Annotated in this window: 19 protein-coding genes; 1 reads left to right on the forward strand and 18 read right to left on the reverse strand. The window is 62.0% G+C overall.

Annotated elements, in window-relative coordinates; all coding sequences use genetic code 11:
- Positions 1-91 precede the first annotated feature (91 nt).
- The 18 genes from F8N49_RS01660 to F8N49_RS01745 form a co-directional block, all read right to left on the reverse strand.
- Complete coding sequence (locus tag F8N49_RS01660; protein WP_071171759.1) at positions 92-400, reverse strand: addiction module antidote protein; 309 nt, start codon at positions 398-400, stop codon at positions 92-94.
- 305 nt (positions 401-705) lie between these two features.
- On the reverse strand, positions 706-1398 hold the full coding sequence (locus F8N49_RS01665) for a GNAT family N-acetyltransferase (protein WP_071171760.1): 693 nt from the start codon (positions 1396-1398) through the stop codon (positions 706-708).
- Positions 1399-1455: 57 nt separating this feature from the next.
- Positions 1456-2247: a carbohydrate deacetylase gene (locus F8N49_RS01670; RefSeq protein WP_071171761.1), complete on the reverse strand. Its 792-nt coding sequence runs from the start codon at positions 2245-2247 to the stop codon at positions 1456-1458.
- The gene (locus tag F8N49_RS01675) at positions 2219-3406 is read right to left on the reverse strand and encodes a GNAT family N-acetyltransferase (protein WP_122747231.1); all 1188 of its coding nucleotides are present in this window, start codon (positions 3404-3406) and stop codon (positions 2219-2221) included. Before F8N49_RS01675 ends, F8N49_RS01670 begins: the two co-directional genes overlap by 29 nt.
- A 4-nt stretch (positions 3407-3410) precedes the next feature.
- Positions 3411-4100: a hypothetical protein gene (locus F8N49_RS01680; RefSeq protein ID WP_064363960.1), complete on the reverse strand. Its 690-nt coding sequence runs from the start codon at positions 4098-4100 to the stop codon at positions 3411-3413.
- A 68-nt stretch (positions 4101-4168) separates the two neighbouring features.
- Entirely contained in the window at positions 4169-6088 is a 1920-nt protein-coding gene (locus F8N49_RS01685) for a hypothetical protein (protein ID WP_151550672.1), read from the reverse strand.
- On the reverse strand, positions 6085-7389 hold the full coding sequence (locus tag F8N49_RS01690) for an oligosaccharide flippase family protein (protein ID WP_071171764.1): 1305 nt from the start codon (positions 7387-7389) through the stop codon (positions 6085-6087). The genes F8N49_RS01685 and F8N49_RS01690 overlap by 4 nt, the downstream gene beginning before the upstream one ends.
- Positions 7386-8387: a polysaccharide deacetylase family protein gene (locus tag F8N49_RS01695; RefSeq protein ID WP_122747233.1), complete on the reverse strand. Its 1002-nt coding sequence runs from the start codon at positions 8385-8387 to the stop codon at positions 7386-7388. The genes F8N49_RS01690 and F8N49_RS01695 overlap by 4 nt, the downstream gene beginning before the upstream one ends.
- 13 nt (positions 8388-8400) lie before the next feature.
- Positions 8401-9537 (reverse strand): glycosyltransferase family 2 protein, encoded by a 1137-nt coding sequence (locus F8N49_RS01700; protein WP_151550673.1) that lies wholly within the window; start codon positions 9535-9537, stop codon positions 8401-8403.
- Positions 9530-10498, reverse strand: coding sequence for a glycosyltransferase family 2 protein (locus tag F8N49_RS01705; RefSeq protein ID WP_151550674.1), 969 nt, complete (start codon positions 10496-10498; stop codon positions 9530-9532). The genes F8N49_RS01700 and F8N49_RS01705 overlap by 8 nt, the downstream gene beginning before the upstream one ends.
- Positions 10495-11865: an O-antigen ligase gene (locus F8N49_RS01710; protein ID WP_122751101.1), complete on the reverse strand. Its 1371-nt coding sequence runs from the start codon at positions 11863-11865 to the stop codon at positions 10495-10497. Before F8N49_RS01710 ends, F8N49_RS01705 begins: the two co-directional genes overlap by 4 nt.
- On the reverse strand, positions 11862-12953 hold the full coding sequence (locus F8N49_RS01715) for a glycosyltransferase family 4 protein (protein WP_151550675.1): 1092 nt from the start codon (positions 12951-12953) through the stop codon (positions 11862-11864). The genes F8N49_RS01710 and F8N49_RS01715 overlap by 4 nt, the downstream gene beginning before the upstream one ends.
- The gene (locus F8N49_RS01720; RefSeq protein WP_041478598.1) at positions 12950-14542 is read right to left on the reverse strand and encodes a Wzz/FepE/Etk N-terminal domain-containing protein; all 1593 of its coding nucleotides are present in this window, start codon (positions 14540-14542) and stop codon (positions 12950-12952) included. The genes F8N49_RS01715 and F8N49_RS01720 overlap by 4 nt, the downstream gene beginning before the upstream one ends.
- 16 nt (positions 14543-14558) lie before the next feature.
- Entirely contained in the window at positions 14559-15581 is a 1023-nt protein-coding gene (locus F8N49_RS01725) for a polysaccharide biosynthesis/export family protein (protein WP_041478599.1), read from the reverse strand.
- 21 nt (positions 15582-15602) lie between these two features.
- Positions 15603-16250 carry a CpsD/CapB family tyrosine-protein kinase gene (locus F8N49_RS01730; RefSeq protein WP_024012451.1) on the reverse strand — a complete coding sequence of 216 codons (648 nt, stop codon included), beginning with the start codon at positions 16248-16250 and terminating at the stop codon, positions 15603-15605.
- Positions 16250-16996: a sugar transferase gene (locus F8N49_RS01735; RefSeq protein ID WP_151550676.1), complete on the reverse strand. Its 747-nt coding sequence runs from the start codon at positions 16994-16996 to the stop codon at positions 16250-16252. The genes F8N49_RS01730 and F8N49_RS01735 overlap by 1 nt, the downstream gene beginning before the upstream one ends.
- Before the next feature lie 14 nt (positions 16997-17010).
- Complete coding sequence (locus F8N49_RS01740) at positions 17011-18045, reverse strand: NAD-dependent epimerase (protein WP_122751099.1); 1035 nt, start codon at positions 18043-18045, stop codon at positions 17011-17013.
- Positions 18042-19394, reverse strand: coding sequence for a UDP-glucose/GDP-mannose dehydrogenase family protein (locus F8N49_RS01745; RefSeq protein WP_071171772.1), 1353 nt, complete (start codon positions 19392-19394; stop codon positions 18042-18044). Before F8N49_RS01745 ends, F8N49_RS01740 begins: the two co-directional genes overlap by 4 nt.
- A gap of 389 nt (positions 19395-19783) precedes the next feature.
- Between F8N49_RS01745 and F8N49_RS01750 the strand changes: the two genes are divergently transcribed.
- Positions 19784-21481, forward strand: a complete 1698-nt coding sequence (locus F8N49_RS01750; protein WP_071171773.1) for a sulfatase-like hydrolase/transferase — start codon at positions 19784-19786, stop codon at positions 21479-21481.
- Positions 21482-21552 lie beyond the last annotated feature (71 nt).

A 21552-nucleotide genomic window follows, 5' to 3' on the forward strand; every position in this document is an offset into this window, starting at 1 on the left:
AGGCTCGCTCCCACATTGGTTTCGCGTACGGCGACTATCCAGTGTAGGAGCGAGGCTGCTCGCGATGGCGGCCTTGCGACCGCTACAAAATTCAGGTAACGGCGCGATTGAGTACGTGCCCCGGCTGCGCATAAAGATCAATGCCCAACGCATGAATCACCTTCAACACTGTGTCAAAGCGCGGCTTCGCTCCGGGAGCAAAAGCCTTGTACAAACTTTCACGACCCATGCCTGAATCCTTGGCGATCTGCGTCATTCCTCGCGCCTTTAACACGTAGCCGATTGCGCGAAGGAATTCTTCGCTGTCTCCGTCTGCAAGCACCTGTGACAGATACTCACTGATGGCTTCATCACTGTCGAGCAGCGCGACCATGTCGAAATTCGTCAAAGTCTGGCTCATGGTTAAACCTCCTTTGCCATTTTTTGTGCGCGTCGGATGTCTGCGCTTTGTGAGGATTTGTCGCGCCCGATGTCGTGCTTGACTCTATCCAAGTGGATAAAGATAAACAGTCGGCCAAGTCTTTTCCGAATGTTGGAAGTGTCGTCACAGTTTGTAGGCAACCAGCCAATCGCTTGTGAGAGCTGCGGGTGCAGCTACTGGCCTCATCGCGAGCAGGCTCGCTCCCACAGGGAATTGCATTCCAATGTCGGAGCGAGCCTGCTCGCGATGGCGGCCTTGCTACCGCCACATTTCACAAGACCGGATCAAGCCTGCGCCGCGGCACTCACCACCGGCCGGCCCGGTTTGCGCAGCGGATCCAGGCGTGACCCTTCATAGCGGGTTTCGCGGAAGAATTTCCAGCGGCCGAACAGGCAGTAGACGTGGGTCACCCGGCCCTGTTCCTGATAACCCATGCGGATATGCAGTTTCAGCGCCGGGATGTTATGGGTTTCACAGACGTCGACCACCTTGGTGCAACCCTGCGCCGCCATCGCTTGCCACAGTGCGACCTGCACGTCCACCGACAGACTGCTGCCAAAGTAGGCGCGGATCATTTCGCCGCCGAATTCGAAGAACTCGCCGGGTTTGACCGGGAAAGTGCAGCCGTAATAGTGGCGGTCGTGGTAGTCGCGAATGCTGCCCCAGATAAAGCCCACGGCGTGGCCATCGGCGTCCAGGTACATGTGCCCGGTGTGGCCTTCGGCAGCCAGTTCCGCCATGGTGCCGACACGGTCGCCGAAGTGTTTGCTGAACGCCACGGCATTCTGCGCGGTGATGTCGACTTTGCGCAGACCTTCATACGGGCGCAGTTTGTGCGGCGGCACCGGGCTGACCAGGTCGCGCTCCATCCACAGCAGTTCCCAGTGGAAGAACACGTAGCGTTTCCACAACGTCCCGACGGTGCGGCTCAGGCCTTTGTGTCTGATGCGATCTTGCACTTTGGTGATGATGCTCATGATGCCCCTCCAGGGTCTTGGCCCGGATGTTGTGGTGAGTGTCGTTACAGCGGTGATTCATTCGAGCGCCGTGGCACCCTGTGTTTCTTCTCGGCTGAGGTCGGCATACGAGACTCGCGCGACGCCCCTCAAACCCTGTTCGAGTACCTCGCTCAACGACTCGCCGGAGTCGAGATAGGCATCACCGAAATCGACGCCGAGGCGGGTCGGGTGGGCGACGATTTCCAGCACGCCGTCGCTGGGGACGCTGGCATTGCGCACGTCGACCGGGGTGCAGACGTAGTCGGCGGTGACCCGCGCCAGGCTCTGCAAACGGCCATTGAGCAAACCCTTGAATAGGCGCTTGGGCAGCGTGAGGTTGAGCCCGAGGTTGCGCGCCAGCCGGATCGGTACGCCTTGCTCGGCGGCAAACTTCGCGACGATTTCGCCGATCGGCCAGATGTTGTGTACGTGCTGGTGCGAGTCGATATGGCTCGGGCGCATGTCGTGATCAACGCAGCGTTGCCATTGCGCCTGCAACTCGGCGCGCACCGCGTCACGGTCTGCGCGGCCCAGCCACAGGCTGTGGCGGGGCAGGTTGAGGTCGAACACGCCGTTGCCATCGCAGAAGGTCCGCCGCCCCAGGATCGCCTGGCTCAGCGGGCGTCCGTAGGTCAGGTTGAAGTGCAGGCCGATCCGCCCTTGCAGCGCCGGATGGCGAGCCATGGTGCAGGCGGCTTCAAACGCCGGCATGTTGGCCATGGACGTGGCTGAGCTGATCAGGCCGGCCTGGAAGGCAGCGAAGATCACTGCGTTTTCGTTGGCGCTGAGACCGAAGTCATCAGCGTTGACTATGACTTGGCGAGGCATGGCCGCCCTCCGGAGTGATTGCGACAGGTTGCACCAGCGCTGCAGGTTTTTTGTTTGCACGGCGGGCCCGCCACTGTTGCACGGCGGGCTTGCAGCGATACCAGATGCGCAGCGCCAGACCCAATGCCAGCCCACTTGGGCGCCACGAATAGAAACTCCAGCGCCAGTGTTCCAGCTGCCCGGTCATGCGTTCGTGCAGTTGATGGCTGGAGTTTTCCAGGCTGACCCGCGAGGCATCGATCCAGTGCCAGTGCTCATCCAGGCCCCAGCGAATCCATTCCTCCAGCAACACCCGGCCACTGCCAAGGTCGGCGTATTGCGGCAGGAAGGCGAGGTTGTAATCGTAGAGCCGGCCCTGTTCGAGCAGGCCGAGGCGATAGCTGATGCAGCGGCCGTTCAGCTCGAGCATCACCACGCGCACCAGGCCTTGGCCGGCGAGGGCGGTGAAGGCGCGTTCGATCCATTGGCGGCTGCGCGCTGTGGCGAAAATACCGACGCCTTCATCGCCTTTCCAGCTCACCGCCTCGACTTCGCTGATGGTCTGCAACAAGGCAGCCATGCTCAGCGCATCTGGAGTGATCCGGCGGATCTGCGCACCGCACGCGGCGATCCGTTTGCGAGCCCGGCGCAGTTTGTAGCGCGGGTCGCCGGAGACTTCCTGATGGTCGGCTTCGCTGATCAGATGCACCGGCACCCGGCAGCTCAGGCGCCGTTCGGCAGTGGAACTGCGCGCCATCCATGCGGTGACGGCACTTTCTTCACCCGCAGGTTCCGACAGCTCATTGAGTTGCAACAGTGCATGGGGCAGGCGCTGGCGAATCAGCAGCAGCGCCTCGTGCATGTCCTCGCCGCCGAGCAGTGACAGCAAAGCCAGACGATCGGCCAGCGGATAACCCAAGTGATGCAAGACCCGAAACGGCACGCCGGCGAAGCGCTCGCGGCTGGCCACCAGCGGCAGGCACAGACGCAGTTCTGCGGCTTCCCAACCGAGCAGAATGTGCAGGCGCTGATCCTCGGCCAAAGCCTGTTCGGCCGCGCACAACCAGCCGAGATTGTTGAACGGCGTATGGTCGCTCACGCCCAGGCGCAGCGTTTCATACGCGGTTGCCGGGAAGTCGGCGGCGCACAGGGACGTGCGCCATTCGAATCGCATCACCATAGGTTCAGGCCGCCGTTGCGTTGACAGGTGGACGGGAAGTTTTACCCAGCGCTGCCAGGCGCGAACCGCTGTAGCGGGTTTCGCGATAGAAGCGCCAGCGACCGAACAGCGTGTAGATATTCATGATCCGCTGTTGTTCGGTATAGCTCATGCGCAGGTGCAGCTTGAGCGCCGGTATGTTGGTCGACTCACAGACATCGACCACTTTGCGGCAGCCCTGGGCGGCCATGGCTTCCCACAGGCGCAATTGCAGGTCCACCGACAGCTCTGTACCCCAGTAGGCCCGGGCCAGTTCGCCACCGAACTCGAAGAACTCACCGGGTTTCACCGGGAACCGGCAGCCGTAGTAATGCCGGTCGAAATAATCCCGCGGCGTACCCCAGATAAACGCTACGGCATCGCCTTGCTCGTCGACATGCATGTGCCCGGTGTGGCCCTCTTTGGCCAGCTCGGCCATCGTGCCGACACGGTCGCCAAAGTAACGCGCGAAAGCGCTGGCGTTGTCCGCCGTAATCCTGACCACGCGCAGTGGCGGATAGGGTTTGAGGCGGTGCGGCGGCACCGGGCTGACCAGGTCGCGCTCCATCCATAGCAGTTGCTGATGGGAAAAAATGTACAGTTTGCGGATCTTGCCCAAGGTCGCTCGCAGGCCTTTACGACGAATATGTCCGCTGAGTTTTTGCAAAACATCCATGGTCTCTTCTCCTGATGAGGGTGCCATGCGCGGCATCAAGCCCGCGCGGCAGAGCATCGAAGGGCGGCTCATGAAGCGCTCCAGCTCAGGGCAAACAGGGTTTGTCCCGGCAGTTCGAAACGCAGGCGCCCGTTGTCGCAGGCAAACGGTGCGTCGCGGCTGCGATTGTCGGCGCCGAAGTAACGCAGGGCGCCACGGTTCAGCGGGCACCTGGCGCCGCTCAGATCGACGCGTTGCAGGCGCGTCCCTTTGTTCACTCCGAGCAACGTGCGCTGCGCGTCGCCGGCCATCGCCAGCACATCCACCTCGAAGGCGTCGTTATCCAGTTGCAGCACTTGCCGCAGCCAGTGGCGGGCGATGAATTGCTGGGCCAGACCGACCGGTTTCAGCTCGAAGCGATCCTCGCCCAATATGCGCAACATGCCTTTGGGGTAATGCGGCTCATCGGCGGCCTGAAACCAGTTGAGCATGCTCAGCAAACCGTCCTGCGAGGCATTGATCACCACTGAGGCCCACCACAGCGAGGTGTAGTGGGTTTCCTGATCGTAGGGGCTGAGGCTGGAGCCGCTGGACAGGTTGGTCTGATCGAGCAGCAAGGCCTTGCGCGGCTGACCATTGGCGTCGAGGCCGACCAGTTCGGCGGCGCGCCGCACACTGTCGCGGTAGACGCGTGTGGCGAGCAGATCGCGAATCATCCATTCATGCCAGGCCAGTGCATCGATCTGGTCGGCTGACTCGCTGAGCAGGCGCCGTGCCCAATCGATTCCGCGCTTGTCTGCCGCATTATCGGCGAACGGGCCGTTGACCAGTCGCGAGCTGGCCGGCATGGCGATACGCACACCGGCGCGGGCGTTGGCCGGGTCGCTGCGCACCTGACGGGCCATGCTGGTGAAAATCGCCAGATATTGCTCGTAGCTGGAGTAGTTGAGATTGGGCTCGTCGGCAAAGCCGATGTAATGCGTGCCGCTGCCGCCGAGGGCGCGGGTGCTCGCCAGCCAGGCGTCGAGGCCGCTGTTGCTCTGCACGTCGGCGCGCAGATCGGCCTGACGCTGACTGCCGGCCAACAAGGTGATGTCGTTGCGGATGCCGAAACGCTGCTGGTACACCCGGCGGAATGCGTCCTCGAACTGCGGATTCTGCGCCGTGACGTCGACAAAACTGTAATAGCTCGCCGCCGTCGGCTTCAGCGCATCGAGCAGCGCGTGGCTGGCCGCTGGCGGCATCACGTAAGGCAGAGCGATGCCAAGATCCGGCGTGCGTCCGAGGACTTTGTCATGCAGTACCAGCCGCACCTCTGCGACCTCTTCACGCAGCGGTTGCAGTTGCTGCGGATTCTGCGCAAACAGATTGGCCGTGCCGTCGAGCCAGAACGCCGCTTTGCCGCTGCCTTGCAGTTGCAGACGCCAGACCTGCTCGCGGGGGCTGACTGGCAATGCAATCTGATCGAACTGCCAATAGGCGCGATAAGGCTTCAGTGCGAGGGTCAGCGCCTGGTGGTCGCCGATCCGCTGCGCCTGCAACGCGGTGACACCGCCATGGAATTTGCCGGCGAGCACTGCGCGCTCACCGGCTGCAACTTTGAAATACAGCACGTCGCCATTTTTGCTTTCGGCACTGAAGTGCACTTTGGCCGGGGCAAACAGGGCGACGGTGCGCGCATCGTGTTCGATGCGGTAGTGGCGGAAGCTGTAGCCGGGAATTTCCAGTCGATAACTCGCCGCGCCGGGCAGCAGCGGCCAGGTCTGACTGCCGCGGGTTTCGCTGGCCTTGATCAAGCGTTCGCCGAGCAATTTACCGCGACCGTCGAGCAGGTACAGCTGCTCTTCGTTGGCGTCCGCTTGCCACGCCGGGGTCCAGCGCACGGTCACGCTGTCAGGCTGATCGGTTTGCAGAAACAGACTGCCGTCACGAATCTCGCCCCAGCGCATCGACGCCGCCAAAGCGTCCAACGACAGGCCGAGACCGAACAGCAGGTACAGGCCTTTCATGCGGGCTTCCTCTGCAGCATCGACCACATCGGCAGCACGTCGCGGGGCAGGATGATCAGGGTTTGCCAGAACGGCACGCCGCTCAAGCGGCAATACAGCACCAGCATGGCTACGGTCACTGCCAGATAGGCGATCGATGATGCGGCGGCGGCGCCGACAATGCCGTATGCCGGAATCAGCACCAGGTTCAGCGCCAGATTGAGCAGCGCGCCCAGGCCCATCAACAAGGACACCGAGCCGGGGCGATTCTTGCCCAGCAAGTCCAGGCGCAGAATGCTCGCGTAGCACAGGCCCAACAGCCCCGGCAGCAACGCCAGCAGCGCCGGGTACGCCGGCTGGTAGGCAGCGCCAAACAGGGTGACGATCAACCATTCGCCGATCACGGCCATACTCAGGCAGGCGCCGAGCATCACCGTCGCGGTCAGGCGCAGCGCCAGCGGAGTGACCTTGTCCATGCCTTCATCCTGTTGCAGCAGGCGTTTCATCAGCGGTGTGGTCACCGCTTCGGGAACGATCAGCAGCAATTCGGCAGCAGCGCTGGCCATGGCGTAATGGCCCAGCGCGGTGCTGCCGAGCAGGGCGCCGATGAACAGGTAATCGGAGCGCAGAATCACTTGCTGGAACAGCAGATCGGGATGGCTGCGCGCGCTGTAGCGCAGCAGCTCCTTCTGGCTGGCGCGATCCCATTGCAGCTGCAATGGCTGCGCCCGCTTCAGCCAGACCCAACCGGCGAGTACCACCAGACTGATCCCGGCCAGCCAACTGATCAGCGCTGCCTCCAGCGCCGCGCTCTGCCACATCCAGAACAGTGCGACGAACAGCAACAGCGGCGCCAGCGATTCGATCAGGCGCAAGACGTTGAACGCGACCACGCCACCTGAGGCGTTGTGCAGGGTCAGCAGGCCGCTTTTCAACACGGTCAACGGCACCGCCAGCAGCAACAGCCAGGCGAGCAGGCCCAGTTGCATGGTCACGTCCAGCTGCGTGCCGAATTCGCGCACCAGCGCCACCACCAGCAAAGTCAGCAAACCGGCCAGCAGACAACCGAACACCAGCACCTGGCTGAGCAACAAACCCATCGGCCGCTGCTTTGCCGCCTGATAACCGACCGCCGAATTCAGACCGCCGCTGGTGGCCGCACTGATCAGGTCCGGCAGGGTGCTGAGCAGGGCGAACAGGCCGCGTTCGCTGGGGCCGAGAATACGCGCGAGCAACACGTTGCGCAGCAAACGCAAGGCGATCATCGCCAGTTTGGTGCCCATGCTCAGCGCCAGATGCTTGAGGTAGTTGCCTCGGCTCATGGCCGCGCTCCCCGGTAAATCCGCCACGACAGCAATTGCGGATGGCGCGCGGTGCGCTGGCTGACGCCGAAACGCGGCAGGTTCAGCGGATCGCCGTCGCCGCGATAGATTCCGGTGCCGGTGCCCAGCGCAAACGGGTAATCGTGATCGGCGACCTGCTGGCGAACGCGATCATCGTTGTCGCCGTTGGGGTAGCAATACACCGGTAGAGGCCGATTGCAGCCGTTGCTCAAGGCCTCTCGGCTGCGGCGGATTTCTTCACTCAGGCGTACATCATCGAGACCGGTGAGGATTGCGTGGCTGGCGCCGTGTGGGCCGAACCGCACCAGACCGGAGGCTTCCATCGCCCGCACCTGATGCCAGTCCAGTGCCTGTGGCAGCGAGTCCTTCGGGCATTCGTCGGTGAGCTCTTCCAGTTCCTGCGGAGCCAGGCTTTTCAGCCCTTGCAGATAATGCAGCAGCGCCAGACTGCGGCGCTCGACATCGATGTCATCAAGCAGCACCGGCAGCGGATGCTTGCGCGCATGCAGGCATTCGATCAGGTGCATGCGGGCTTTATCGCCATGGCTGCCCCAAAGGGTTTCGCCGAGGCTTTCCCACCAGAAGCGCTGGCGGCTGCCGATGAAATCAGTGGAGAGGAAAATGCTCGCCGGCACCTGGTGTTTCTGCAGCAGCGCGAAGGCGTTGACGGCGTTGTCACGCCAGCCATCGTCAAAGGTCAGCGCCACCCGTGGGCGCTCGCTGCGCAGGGCGTTGGGCTGGAGAATTTCCATCAGCGGCACGCAGTCGAAATGCTTGCGCAGCCACACCAGCAAATGCTCGAACGCTTTCGGTCCGACGCACAGTTCATTGCGGTGCGGCAGGTCGGCGGCGCGGTCGTTGGACAGCACGCGATGCAGCATCAGAATCACCCCCGCGCCCTGCAACTGCTGACGGCCCACCGGCGAGTTGAGGTAGAGCCAGCCACTGGTGCTTTTTATCAGTTGTTTGATCGCCATGGCTTCGGTCCTCTTAACGGTTCTGTTCCGGATTCCACTGGGCATACCGCTGGCCGCGCAGGAACTGCCACAGGCCGAGACTCATCCCGGCGAGGGTGACCAGCAGAAACGCGGCGAGGCGGAACGGTTTCGGCAAGCGGTGTTGCGCATCCAGCAGGCCGGCAATTGCCACGCTGTAGCCGAACAGTTGCGCGATCAGGCTCAGGCGATAGAAGCCGTGCTCGTCCCACAGCCAGCAATTGCTCAGCAGCAATGGCAGAAGAAGAACCGGCGCCAGGCGGCGGATCAGTTTGTGGCTGATCAACGCCAGTGAATACAGGCCATGCTTGAGCGGATTGAGCAGCTCGCGGCGCTGGGCCAGGCTTTGCAGGCCGCCGACGGTGACGCGCTGCCGGCGGCGGAACTGTTTGTCCGCCTCGTCGACGCCATGGTCGATAACCTGCGCTTCGGGCACGTAGACGATGCGCTTGCCGGCCACCGGTGCGCAGGTGCTGATAAAGAAATCGTCGTTGACCTCGGCCGGTACGTTCTGGAACAACTCGCGACGCAGGGCGAGCAGGGCGCCGTCAGCGGAGACCATGCAGCCAGTGCGATTCTCGACCCGGCGTAACCAGCCTTCGTAATGCCGATAGAGGCTGTCGCCGACACTCAGACCGCCACCGGTGACCGGGATCACCATGTGCCCGGCGCAAGCGCCGACCTGTGGATCGCTCAGCGGCGCGAGCAAGTGGCCGAGGGTGTCGCGCGACCATTGGTTGTCGGCATCGGTGAACACCAGAATGTCGCCTCTGCTCAGGGCCGCGCCGGCATTCAGCGTGGCGGCTTTGCCCTGACGCGGCAGGTCGAGCACGGTGATGCGCGGATCTATCACCTTGTGTGCGCAGGCCACGGTGTCATCGGTCGAGCCGTCGCTGGCGAGAATGATCTGCAGCGTCGCCGGTTGATAATCCTGCGCCAGCAGCGTGCGCAGCTTGTGCTCGATATGCCGCGACTCGTTGTGCGCGGCGATGACGATGCTGACGTTCAGCGGTGGCGCCGGCGTGTGTCGCCACGCCGGAAACAGCGGCGCGAGAATCGTCAGCAAAAGCGGGTAGCCGATGTAGGCATAGACCGGCAGCAACAGGCACATCCAGAAAATGAACTCAGCCACGGGCAGGCCTCCTTGCGTTCCACTGACACAGACTCAAAATGAACGCCGCGCCGGCCAGATGCAGGCGCAGCCAGTGCAGGCCCCACAGTTGCAGGGTCAGGAGCGGATCACGGTGCTTGAGACTCTGGCGAACGCTCAGTACCAGCCCCGGCATCAGGGTCAGCGTCACCATTAGCGCTGCGTGGTGCGGAAAACCGTCGAGCAGCGCCGAGATCGCCAGAAAGTCCAGCAGCCAGACGAACAACGACAGCATTGGAAAGCGCAGCAGGCGCAGGCTCTTGCCATGGGTGCGCAGCAGTTGCAGATGGCTGCCCTGGCGCCACATTTCCTTGCCCATCCATTCGCGCCAGTTCATTTCGTAACCCCAGTGCAGCGCGACCTTGTCATTGACCGACAGCAGACGCGCCCCCTGTTCGTGCAGGCGCAGGGTGAATTCCTTGTCTTCGCCGGTGCGCAGGGTCTCGTTGAAACCGCCGACCTTGTCGAACCAGTCGCGACGCATCAGCAGGTTGGAACTGGGCAGCCAATCGACGCTGTGGCTGACGCGGTGCGAGGGCTGCGAAGTGCGGCGTTGCCAGGCCGTGGCGAACCATGGCGCCTCGGCCGGCGTATGCAAGTCCAAGCCGAACACATCGGCCTGGCCACTGGCTTGGATGTCGAACAAGGGCTGCAACCAGGTTTCCGGCATTTCTACGTCGGCGTCGATGAAGGCCAGCCATTCCCCGCTGGCGATCGCCGTGCCGCGATTGCGCAGCGCGCCGATCAACAGCCCCGGCAAACTGAGCACGGTTGCGCCGAACTGCCGGGCAATCTGCGGGCCCTGGTCGTTCGAGCCGTTGTCGACCACGATCAGCTCGCACTCGACATTGGCCGCGTGCGCGGCTTTCTGCGCGGTGAGCAGGGTGCGGCCGATGTGCCGCGCCTCGTTGTACATCGGGATGACGATGCTGATCCGCTTCATGCCTGCGTCTCCGGGTTCAGTGGCGCCTGCTCGGCCTTGATGCGCAGGACGCTGGTCAGCGCCAGCATGATCCACACGTATTTCTGGTTCGGCGCGCTGAGGAACATCAGGAACAGGGTCAGCGACAGAAAGCTCACCCCCAGGTGGGTCATCATGTCAGCCCGATATCCGTCACCGCGCAGCATCCACGCCGCCCTCGCGCGGATCAGGTTGTACATGCCGAGCCCGAGCATGCCGACGAAGAACAGCCCGGCGGGCACGCCCAGTTCGCTGAAGATTTCCAGATAGGTGTTGTGGGCGCGGCGGTACAGGTCGCCGATCTTGCGGTTGGCGGAAAACGCCTTGGCGTAACCGGTGGTCGCGTAATGCAGCGGGAAGGTCCCCGGGCCGGAGCCGAGCACCGGGTGCTCGCGGATCATCTGGCTGCCGACGACGATGTAGGAAGCACGGCGGCCGAGGGATTCGTCCTGCGCCTTGGAGCCGGCGCTGAGGATGCTCAATGACTGGATCCGCGCCATGTAACCGGCCGGCATGGCGTAGATCGCCAGCGGAATCACGATGGCCGCACCGAGCATGACGAAACCCAGGTGCCGTGGGCGGATGTGGGTCAGTTGCGCGCGGTAGTGCCAGATGCCGATGAGCAGACTCAACGCCAATACCACCAGGCCTGAGCGCGATTCGGTCTTGGTCATGCCACCGAGCAACAGCAGGCAGCAAGCGCCCCAGAACAAGCGGTGCAGCAGGTTCGGACTGCGGATCACCAGCAGCAGTCCAAGAGGAATGGCGAAGGCGATCAGCATGGCGAAGGCGTTGGGGTCTTCGAGCAGGCCGGCGGCGCGGCCCTGATCCTGAAACTTCGCCGAGAACATCGCCATGGCGCAGGTCGCCGTGACGGCGAGGGTCACCAGCCGGGCGAACAGGTCGAGGTTCAGTTCGCGGCCGATCAACAACGTAATGACAAACAGCACCAGACCAACGCTGAGTTCGCGCAGGTGCCCCAGCGACATGCCCATGTCATCGGTATTGAGCAGGCTGAGAAAATACAGAACCATGAAGCCGATCAGGCAGTGCCACAGATTGCTGCGCAGGCGCTGCGACGGAATCTGGTGCAGCGCCAATTGCAGCATCACGATCACTGCCAGCGAGGCGCCGAGCAACTTGCTGCCCGACACCGAGCTGTCCTTGAAGAACCCTTCGAACGGCACCAGCGCGGCAATGCCGAGCAGGCCCCAGGTCGGCTTGCGGTACAGAACGGTGAAACCGACCAGACCAATAACCGCCCCCGGTGCCAGATACGGCCAGGGACTGGCCAGCAAACCGAGGCTGACCAGGGCGAACAGACTGACGATCGAGAGCGGGAAAATCATGCGCGTGTCTCCCGTGCCGTTTGGATGTACAGCTGCGACCAGCGTTCGGCCAAAGCCTTGAGGTCGTAGCGCTCCTGTTGGGTGCGTCTGGCGTTGTCGCGCAACTGCGCGGCCAGCTTCGGTTCGGCCAGCAAGGTGTCGAGCTGGCGGGCGAGGGCGGCGGTATCCGTCGGCGCGGCGAGCAGGCCGTTGTGGCGGTCCTGCAAGACATCGGGAATGCCGCCGACCGCGAACGCCACCACCGGCACGCCGGCCTGCATCGCTTCGAGCAGAATCATCGGCGTGCCCTCGGTGCGCGAGCTGATCACCAGCGCATCGAGTTGCTGCCACCAGCCTTGCATCGCCGTCTGGTAGCCCGGCAAGCGAATCCGCCGCTGCAACCCGGCAGCATCGATGCGCGCCTGCAAGGCCTCGCGTTCCGATCCGTCACCGAGCATCACCGCGTCCAGTTGCGGATGCTGGTGACACAGGCCGATCAGCGCATCGAGAAACAGATCCGGGCCTTTTTCGCTGCTCAACCGGCCGACGTAACCGGCCAGCCAGCGTTGCCGCTCTGCCACCGGCTGCATTGCCGGTGCTGCTGGCAAACCGTTGGGAATCACCTGCAACTTCTCCGCGCTCACGCTGGCCTTCAGATGCAGCGTGGCGATGCTGTGCGCCACGCAAACCACCCGTTTCACCGACGCCGTGCGGCACAGTTGCAGGCTCAGCCAGGTGTAGAACTTCTGCTTGCGGCTGCGCGGGGTGAAGCCGTGCTGGGTGATCACCAGCGGCAGGCGCAACAGCGTGGCGCCGACCCAGCCGAACAACAGCCCTTTGAAGTTGTGGGTGTTGAGCAACGGTTTGTCGCCACGGCGCTGACGCAAGTGCCGCAGCAATTCGCCGAGCCCGGCACAAGCGCGAGCGTCCACCCCGGCTTCACGAAAGCGCGAGATCAGCTCAGGCGGTGCGTCGAGGAACAGCACTTGGTGCTGCTCCGGCGTGGCCAGGCAATGATCCAGCAACATCCGCTCGGCCCCGTAGAAGCCGCCGCTGCTGAGCAAGTGAATGATCGGCAGGGCGACGATTGGGGTGGACACCGCGTTCAATTGCGCACCCAGTGAACCAGGCTCGGCATGGTCCAGTTCTTGTGCGGATTGCCCGGCTGCGACGTTTCTTCGTTGAGCACCAACAGCACCGGCAGGCCCAGCTCATGGCTGATTTGCGCCGGATGCTTGAAGCGGTGATCGAAGAACTCACGCACGTAGACGAACGCGATTGCCAGCAGCAGACCGGTGAACAGCCCGAACGGGATGATCAGCAGCGGTTTCGGGAACGCTGCCTCGGTCGGTTCGAACGGCGGGCTGAGTACCCGGGCGTTGGACAGGTCATCGTTGAGCGAGCGCGTGGTGCTGCTTTCGGCAAAACGCTGGGCATAGGTCGAGAACGCTGCGTGCAGCGCATCGATCTCGGTGTCCATCTGGCGCAGTTTGCTCTGGGTCTGCTGCAGGTCGCGGATGCGGTTCTTGAACTCGGCGATGCGCGCGGTTTTCTGCTCGATCACCTGCTTGACCACGGCCAGATCGGCGGTGCGTTCCTGGATGCGGTTGCTCACCACTTTGAGAAACTGCTGACGGGTGCGGGCGATCTGCTCGCGGGTCAACAGCATCGGTTCGCTGCCGGGCTGGAACACCGCCAGATCGTTCATGTAACGGCTGACCTGGCTGGTCAGTTGCTCGCCCATCTGTTTGATTTCCCGGTCCTCGAACGCCACGTTGTCGACGGTGGTGGTGAAGGTGTAGGGGAAGGTGTAGTCGTTGAGCTTGCTACTGCTGGCGGCGGCGAGCGCGGTTTTCAGATATTCGAGCCAGCGTTGGCTTTGCAGCAGGCGGTCCTGATACAGGTTCAGCGCCTGTTCTTCAGTGTTGATGGCGTTGAGGCGGAAGGTGATTTCCTCCTTCGGATCCGCCGCGCCGACATTTTCCAGCAGCGCTTGGCGGTTACCTTCCAGACCATCGAGCCGCACTTGATACTGGTGTTTTTTGGTCTCGTAGAACGACTGCGGCAAGTCGATCGATTGCAACGCCTGACGGCTGACCAGATAGTTCTGCAGCAGGGCGCTGACAAACGTCGTGCCTTGCTGCGGATCCGGGAAGCTGTAGGTGATCGAGATCACGTTGGAGCCGGGCAGGGTCTCGATTTTCAGGCTGTCGACGGCTTGCTGGGTCAGGGCGTCGAGGGTGGTGTCACGCACCGGATCGGTTTCCATGCCGAGCCCGTTGCGCAGCGGGTTGATGACGTACTCGCGCAGCGGTGTCGAGACGTAGCGCTTGAACGGTTCGCCAAGCAACTTGGCGAACACCCCGGGTGGCGGGCTGTATTCACCGTTGTCGCGCAGTTCGCTGATGGTCTGACGGATAAGTGCTGGCGAGCGGAGGATGTTGCTCTCGGTTTCCATGTCCGCCAGCGACGGCGGAATGAACGTGGCGTTGTCCACCGTGAGCGACGTGGTGGCGTCACCCTGAGAGAGTTTTTTCGACTGCACGATGACCTGCGCGGTGATATCGAAGCTCTGTTTGAGCAGCAGCGGCAGGAGCAGGGCGATGACTGCAAAGGTCAGGAAGACGCGCTTCACCAGTTGCTTGTTGGCGAAGAAAATCCTGAAGAACTCATGCAGGTAGTTTTCCTTTGGGTTCATGTCGGTCACCTGTGAGTTAGTTGTCACTGTCTTTGTTGTCGACGCGGTAGCCGAAGCTGAAACCGACGCCCTGGAACAGCACCACATCAGCCAGTTGGCGGGCGAGTTCGCCGGCGCTGGCCAGTTTGGTTTTTGGCACGTAGAGCATGTCGTCCGGTTGCAGGTAAGCGATTTGCGGGGCATCGCCGGACAGGGCTTTTTCGACGTCGTAGCGCACCGCTTTCACCTGATTGCCGTTGCGCCGCATGATCACCACCGAATCCAGCCGCGCCTTGACGTTGGTACCGCGCGCCAGAGTCAGCGCCTCGAGCACCGACACCGGCCGGCGTATCGGATACGAGCCCGGTTGTGCGACTTCACCCAGCACGTAGATCTCGTTGCCGGCGGTGGACTTGAGCAGCACGTCCACAGTCATCCGGCCCGGCAGTTGCGCGTACTTTTTGTTGAGGAAGGTTTCCAGTTGATTGACGGTCATGCCTTGCAGCGGCACGGCGCCGATTTCCGGAAAACTCGCGTAACCGTCAGTGCCGACGGTGATCTCCCGGCTCATGCCGGTGGCCGGGTGATTGAGGGCGCTTTTCAGGTTCTGCTCGTTGCTCAGCGGGCTGATGATCTGCACGGTGAGCTGATTGCGGTTGGGCTGGAACAGCTGTTTGCGCTGATAGACGCGCTGGATTTCCTGACGGGCTTCTTCGCTGGTCAGCCCGGCGATTTTCACCGAGGTGTTGGCGCCTGGCAGTTCGATGGTGCCGTCGGGCAGCACCAGTTGATTGCCGTTGAGCTGGCTGGCGGCGGTGAAATTCAGGCCGATCTGGTCGCCCGATTGCACGCGGTAGGCGTCCGAGCCGCTGGTGCTGATATGGAAGATCACGTCCAGCACATCCTGCGGGCGCAGGGTCTGCTCGATCTTCGGCATATCGGTCGCCTGGGCGTTGGCCGGGGAAGCGGTGAGAATATTCACCGGCATGTTCTGGGTGTCGGAAGTGCTGGAGCAGCCCGCAAGCGGCAGCAACAGCAGGACAAGCATTCTGGCGTTCATGGCGTCATCCTTAGCGTTCGCTTACAGGTTTTTGTAAAGCCATTTGGGCATGTAGTACTTGCGCCGGTTGAACACGCTGCCGACCACTTTCGCCCCGGCCTGAGTCAGGCGTTGCACAGCGGCCTGGGCGACTTCCCAGCGGGTGTCTTCGGCGCGCACGACAAACACCACACCGTCGACCTGAGTACTGATGACCAGGGTGTCGGCGGCGGAATACACCGCGTCGCCGTCGATCACCACAAAGCGGTACTGGCTGCCCAACTGGTCGAGCAACGGGCTCAGGCGCTCGGCGGTCAGGTGTTCCAGCGTGCGGATCGGCCGGCCGTTGGGCAGCACATGGAAGGGCAGGCTCGAGACCTGCACCACGCAGTCCTGCAACAGCGGCGGGTTGCCCGGGTTGAACAGCAGGTCGCGCAGGCCGCGCTCCTTGCCGAGGTTCATCTGCTGGGTGAGGTTGTTCGCCGACTGGCTGGCGTCGACCAGCAGCACCTGGCCGCTGCTCATCTGCGCCAGCTGACTGGCCAGTGCCAGAGCGCTGGTGGTGGTGCCGGCGCCGGGGTTGGCGGCGGTCAGGAACAGAATGCGCAGATCGAGATCCAGCACGGTCGAAGTCAGATTCGATTCGCTGGGGCTGGCGATGCTCAGGCTTTTATTGGTTGAACCGTCCATTAGCTTGCTCCGTGGCCGCTGAATACTTTGAAGGGGGTTTTCAACAGAATCTTCAGATCAAGCAGAAGGCTCTGCTCGGCGATGTAGCTGAGGTCCAACTCAACGCGCTGGTCGAAGTCGATGTTGCTGCGTCCGGAGATCTGCCACAGACCGGTCATGCCGGGGTAGATCGCCAGACGCGCGAGGTGATTGTCCTTGTAGCGGTAGGCGTTGAACGAGGTCGGACGAGGGCCGACCAGGCGCATGTCGCCGGTCACTACGTTGATCAGATTGGGCAGCTCGTCGAGGCTGGTGCGCCGCAGAAAGCTGCCGATGCCGGTGACGCGCGGGTCCTTGTCGATCTTGAAGTCGATGGCGTCGGCCCCGTGCTTGTTCAGGTGGCGCAGCGACTCTTTGAGGTCTTCGGCGTTGCTGACCATGGTGCGGAACTTGAACATGCCGAACTTGCGCCCGCGATAACCGGTGCGTTTCTGCACGAACAGCACCGGCCCCGGACTGGTGAGCTTGATGGCCAAGGCCAGGCCCAGCAGCACTGGCGAGATCAGCACGAGAATCGTCAGCGCGCCGAGGCAGGCGACCACCCGGTTGGTCCGCGACAGCTGCCATGGGCGGCCGCCATCGCGGCCGCTGAGCCAGCCGCGACCCTGACGGTGGATCGCCGCGTCGAGGCGCATGCGATGTTCCGGATCGACGCGCTTGTCAGGGCGCATCTGTGCAGTCGACACACTTCTTTCATGTCCAGTCATGGCGTCCTCCGCATTCAATCAGCCGCAAGCGGCGTACGGGCAGTGGGGTAGTAGTCGCGGAACCAGGCGATGAAGCGGCCCAGTCCTTCATCCAGTTCTATCCGGGGCTGGAATCCGGTGGCCTGGGCCAGATCGCTGGCCTCGGCGCAGGTATTGAGCACGTCGCCCGGTTGCAGCGGCAGCAGCTCGACAATGGCTTGCCGATCGAGATGTTTTTCCATCAGCGCGAGGTAGGTTTTCAGTGCAACCGGCTGCTGCCCGCCAATGTTGAACAGACGCCACGGCGCCATGCTGCTGGCGGGGTCGGGCTGTCCGCGATCCCACTGCGGATTGGCTTGCGGTGGCTGATCGATGAGGCGGGCGATGCTTTCGATGATGTCGTCGATGTAGGTGAAGTCGCGCTGGTGCTCGCCGTAATTGAACAGTTTCAGCGGCTCGCCTTCGCTGATCGCCCGGGCGAACTGGATCGGCGACATGTCCGGCCGGCCCCAGGGCCCGTACACGGTGAAAAAGCGCAGGCCGGTGCAGGGAATGCCGAACAGATGGCTGTAGCTGTGCGCCATCAGTTCATTGGCTTTTTTGGTCGCGGCGTACAGCGACAGCGGATGGTTGACGCCATCCTTGACCGAGTAAGGCGTGTGTTGATTGGCGCCGTACACCGAACTCGACGAGGCGTAGATCAGGTGTTCGACCGGGTGGTGGCGGCAGCTCTCGAGAATGTTCAGGAAACCGTTGAGGTTGCTGTCCAGATACGCCCGTGGATTGTCCAGCGAATAACGCACCCCGGCCTGCGCGGCGAGGTGGATCACCACTTGTGGCAGCTCGCGGGCAAACAGCGCATCGATCGCCGAAGCGTGGGCCAAATCCACCGTGGCCAGCGGAAAATCGCCAACCTGCTCGCGCACCCACTGCACGCGGTCGTGCTTGAGCTGCGGGTCGTAGTAGTGGTTGAAATTGTCCAGGCCGACCACCGAATGCCCGTCGCGCAGCAAGCGCAGGACGCAATGGGCACCAATGAAACCGGCGGCACCGGTCACCAGAATTTTCATGGCCGCAGCCCTTCAGGGGCGATGTGGCGCAGACCGATGCCGCTGTAATGCAGGCCGGCGGCGGCAACCTGTTCCGGGTTGTATAGGTTGCGCCCGTCGATGATCACCTTCGAACGCAGCTTCTCGGCGAGCAGTTCGAAATCGACTACGCGGAAGTTTTTCCACTCGGTGCAGATCACCAGCGCGTCGGCGTCTTCAAGGGTGTCGTCGCGGGTCGCGCACAAGTGCAGGTCGTTGCGATAGCCGTAGATGCGCCGGCACTCGGACATGGCTTCCGGATCATAAGCCTGCACGCTGGCGCCTTCGGCCCACAACGCGTCCATCAGGTAACGGCTGGGGGCTTCGCGCATGTCGTCGGTGTTCGGTTTGAACGCCAGGCCCCAGACGGCGATGGATTTGCCGGCCAGGCCTTGCGGAAACTGCGCGCGCAATTTGCTGAACAGGATGTGCCGCTGGCTGTCGTTGACGTCGGTGACGCTGCGCAGCAGTTTCAACGGCATACCGTTGTGTTCGGCGGTGTGCAGCAGGGCACGCAGATCCTTGGGAAAGCACGAGCCACCGAAGCCGCAGCCCGGATAAATGAAGTGGTAGCCGATGCGCGGGTCGGAGCCGATGCCTTTGCGCACCGCTTCGATGTCGGCGCCGAGCAGCTCGGTGAGATTGGCCAGTTCGTTCATGAAACTGATGCGGGTGGCGAGCATCGCGTTGGCCGCGTACTTGGTCAGCTCGGCGCTGCGGTTGTCCATGAACATCAGTTTTTCGTGGTTGCGGCAGAACGGCGCGTACAGCTCGCTCATCTGCTCGCGGGCAGCGTCGTCGCGGGTGCCGATGATGATCCGGTCCGGGCGCATGCAGTCGGCGAGGGCGCTGCCTTCCTTGAGAAATTCCGGATTGGAAACCACGCGCACCTGCAGCTCGGTTTTGCCGCGCAAAAGCAATTCGCTGTTGGCCGTGGCCAGGACTTGATCGGCAGTCCCGACCGGCACCGTGGATTTGATGATCAGCGTGCGATCAGCCTCCATCAGGCCCGCAATCTGCCGGGCGACGTTGAGCACATGGCTGAGGTCGGCTGAGCCGTCCTCGTCCGCCGGGGTGCCGACGGCGATGAAAATCAGCTCGGCGTGAGTCACCGCATCACTGGCCTGGGTGCTGAACAACAAGCGCCCGGCCTTGATGTTTTCTTCAAGTGTTGCGGACAAGCCTGGCTCACTGATGGGCGGTACCGCTTGTTGCAGTTGTTTGATCTTGTTCGGATCAATATCAATGCATAAAACCCGATGACCGACATCGGCAAGTGCAGCGGCTTGTATAAGTCCGACATAGCCAGTGCCAAATACGCTCACGTCCATCTGCGCACCTCAATAAAACCAGAAAAGTTAACTACGGAATGAGATTGTTAAAGGGGTATAGCGCAGGGTTTGAAAAGCGTGTCAGCAAAATGACATGTTGCACGGGTATAACACTTGAGGCGTTTTTGGCGATTGGCCATCAAGTCATTGCTGCGATTGAATTTGTTGTTTCTCTGCAGATTTGTTCAGATTCCATTTAACCGACAGACGGTCTAAGTCCCCGAAATTAAAGGATTTCATCCCCGCGGGTGTGTCAGATTTGAGTCACCGTTTTTTTGACGCTTTCCCCGGCTATCAGTCATTTCTTGCGCTTTGATGGCCGGGTGCTAGTGTCAGGTTCTGACCGACAAAGCTTTGACAACCTCCCATTTCGGACGGCCGGTATCGCCATGTTCAAATACGCCAAGGAACTGCTTTTAGTTGCCTATCTATTGCTCTTTTCCGACTATTATCTGGACCGGTTAAATGCTATCGGGTGGGGTTTCAATGTACTTGTTTTTGGCGCGATGTTTTTGGCGCTTACTTTCGCGTTATATCTAACTGCCTATATACGTCAGGCTCTCGTTCGACATGCATTCGCATTAACGATGTTTGCCGCAGCGGTTTTTTTTGATGTTTACACACGGGTTACCGCGGATTACCTGAGGTACAGCGATTTCGTTTCGCTGGTGTACTCCGGCGGCTTCATTCAGGAAGCGGCCTATCAGTATCGCGATGCGATCCTGCGCGCGGTGCTCAGTGGCTTGCTGCTGTTGTTCGGCATCGGACTCAAGCCGCGTCATGCGCTGTTCATACCCAACACGTTGCGGGTAGCGGCTCCGGTCATCGGCGTGTTGATGCTCAGCGCTTTGCTGTTTTTACGTGCGGGTGAGGGCGCACGTGGCCTGCCGATCATGTACACGCCGCTGGCCTACCTGAACCTGTTTGCCTACGAGGCGCTGCACGATACCGTTGGCCCCCGTGAAGCGGTGACGCTTGCGCGCGCCACGCCCGCCGTCGGCCATGACATCGTGCTGATCATCGACGAAAGCATTTCCGGCAATTACCTCGACATCAACGCGCCGTTCGGCGTGCACAGCAACCTCAAGCAAGCGCCGGCCGGGGTCGATGTCTTCAACTTTGGTTATGCCGCGTCCATTGCCAATTGCAGCGCCGACACCAACGTCACCTTGCGCTACGGCGGCACCCGCGCCGACTACAGACGCATCAACAGCACGTTGCCGTCGATCTGGCAGTACGCAAAAAAGGCCGGGCTCGGCACGGTCTACATCGACGCCCAACGCACGGCCGGCAACCTGCAGAACCTGATGACCGCTGCCGAGAAAAACGACATCGACAGTTTCGTGCAATTCGACCAGACCAGCGTGCGCGACCGCGACATGGCGGCAGCGGCGAAGCTGATTGAACTGCTCAACGACGATCGGCCCGAGCTGATCGTGATCAACAAGGTCGGCGCGCATTTTCCGGTACATGACAAGTACCCGGACGCGTTCATGGCCTACCGGCCAACGCTGCCCCGCGGACAGTTCACTGAAGTCGCCGACACTGGCGAACGCACCGGTTTCAACGGCCAGCCGGATGACTGGGTGCTGTATCGCAACGCCTACAAGAACACGCTGTTGTGGAACGTCGGCGAGTTCTTCGCCCGGGTGTTTGCCCAGGCCAACCTGAACAACGCGCTGCTGATCTACACCTCCGATCATGGCCAGGATCTGCACGAGCGCGGCAACCCGGGCTTGAATACCCATTGCGGCGGCGACCCGGTGGAAGAGGAGGGGCTGGTGCCGTTGGTGGTGATCCAGGGCCGTGGATTGCAGACGCCGGACTGGGCGGCGAATCTGCCGGCAAACAAGGACCGCTCCAGCCACTACAACATCTTCCCGACGCTGTTGCAGGTAATGGGTTATGACCTTGCGGGGATTGAAGCGGTATATGGCAAACCGCTGAGCGTGCCGACGGCGGATGAGTTCACTTTCAACTACCGCTTCAATGCGCGCTTGGGGGCCAAGCCTGAGTGGAAGCATATCGATCTGGGCAGCATCGTTACGCCCGAGCGGGCGCCGGCGAGTGTGGCTTCGGGGCAGTGAGTTTTGGGTTGCTCGGGCGGGCCTCTTCGCTGGCAAGCCAGCTCCCACAGGGTTCGAGGTTGTTCACAACT

This window comes from Pseudomonas sp. GXM4 (genome assembly GCF_008923895.1).
Taxonomy (GTDB): Bacteria; Pseudomonadota; Gammaproteobacteria; order Pseudomonadales; family Pseudomonadaceae; genus Aquipseudomonas; species Aquipseudomonas atacamensis.

Coding starts and splice junctions, on each gene's coding strand:
- F8N49_RS01685 (WP_151550672.1), bottom strand. CDS start 6,088: ATGAAAGGCCTGTACCTGCTGTTCGGTCTCGGCCTGTCGTTGGACGCT.
- F8N49_RS01720 (WP_041478598.1), bottom strand. CDS start 14,542: ATGAACCCAAAGGAAAACTACCTGCATGAGTTCTTCAGGATTTTCTTC.
- F8N49_RS01735 (WP_151550676.1), bottom strand. CDS start 16,996: ATGACTGGACATGAAAGAAGTGTGTCGACTGCACAGATGCGCCCTGAC.
- F8N49_RS01705 (WP_151550674.1), bottom strand. CDS start 10,498: ATGAAGCGGATCAGCATCGTCATCCCGATGTACAACGAGGCGCGGCAC.
- F8N49_RS01740 (WP_122751099.1), bottom strand. CDS start 18,045: ATGAAAATTCTGGTGACCGGTGCCGCCGGTTTCATTGGTGCCCATTGC.
- F8N49_RS01670 (WP_071171761.1), bottom strand. CDS start 2,247: ATGCCTCGCCAAGTCATAGTCAACGCTGATGACTTCGGTCTCAGCGCC.
- F8N49_RS01675 (WP_122747231.1), bottom strand. CDS start 3,406: ATGGTGATGCGATTCGAATGGCGCACGTCCCTGTGCGCCGCCGACTTC.
- F8N49_RS01750 (WP_071171773.1), top strand. CDS start 19,784: ATGTTCAAATACGCCAAGGAACTGCTTTTAGTTGCCTATCTATTGCTC.
- F8N49_RS01680 (WP_064363960.1), bottom strand. CDS start 4,100: ATGGATGTTTTGCAAAAACTCAGCGGACATATTCGTCGTAAAGGCCTG.
- F8N49_RS01745 (WP_071171772.1), bottom strand. CDS start 19,394: ATGGACGTGAGCGTATTTGGCACTGGCTATGTCGGACTTATACAAGCC.
- F8N49_RS01695 (WP_122747233.1), bottom strand. CDS start 8,387: ATGGCGATCAAACAACTGATAAAAAGCACCAGTGGCTGGCTCTACCTC.
- F8N49_RS01660 (WP_071171759.1), bottom strand. CDS start 400: ATGAGCCAGACTTTGACGAATTTCGACATGGTCGCGCTGCTCGACAGT.
- F8N49_RS01725 (WP_041478599.1), bottom strand. CDS start 15,581: ATGAACGCCAGAATGCTTGTCCTGCTGTTGCTGCCGCTTGCGGGCTGC.
- F8N49_RS01710 (WP_122751101.1), bottom strand. CDS start 11,865: ATGATTTTCCCGCTCTCGATCGTCAGTCTGTTCGCCCTGGTCAGCCTC.
- F8N49_RS01690 (WP_071171764.1), bottom strand. CDS start 7,389: ATGAGCCGAGGCAACTACCTCAAGCATCTGGCGCTGAGCATGGGCACC.
- F8N49_RS01730 (WP_024012451.1), bottom strand. CDS start 16,250: ATGGACGGTTCAACCAATAAAAGCCTGAGCATCGCCAGCCCCAGCGAA.
- F8N49_RS01665 (WP_071171760.1), bottom strand. CDS start 1,398: ATGAGCATCATCACCAAAGTGCAAGATCGCATCAGACACAAAGGCCTG.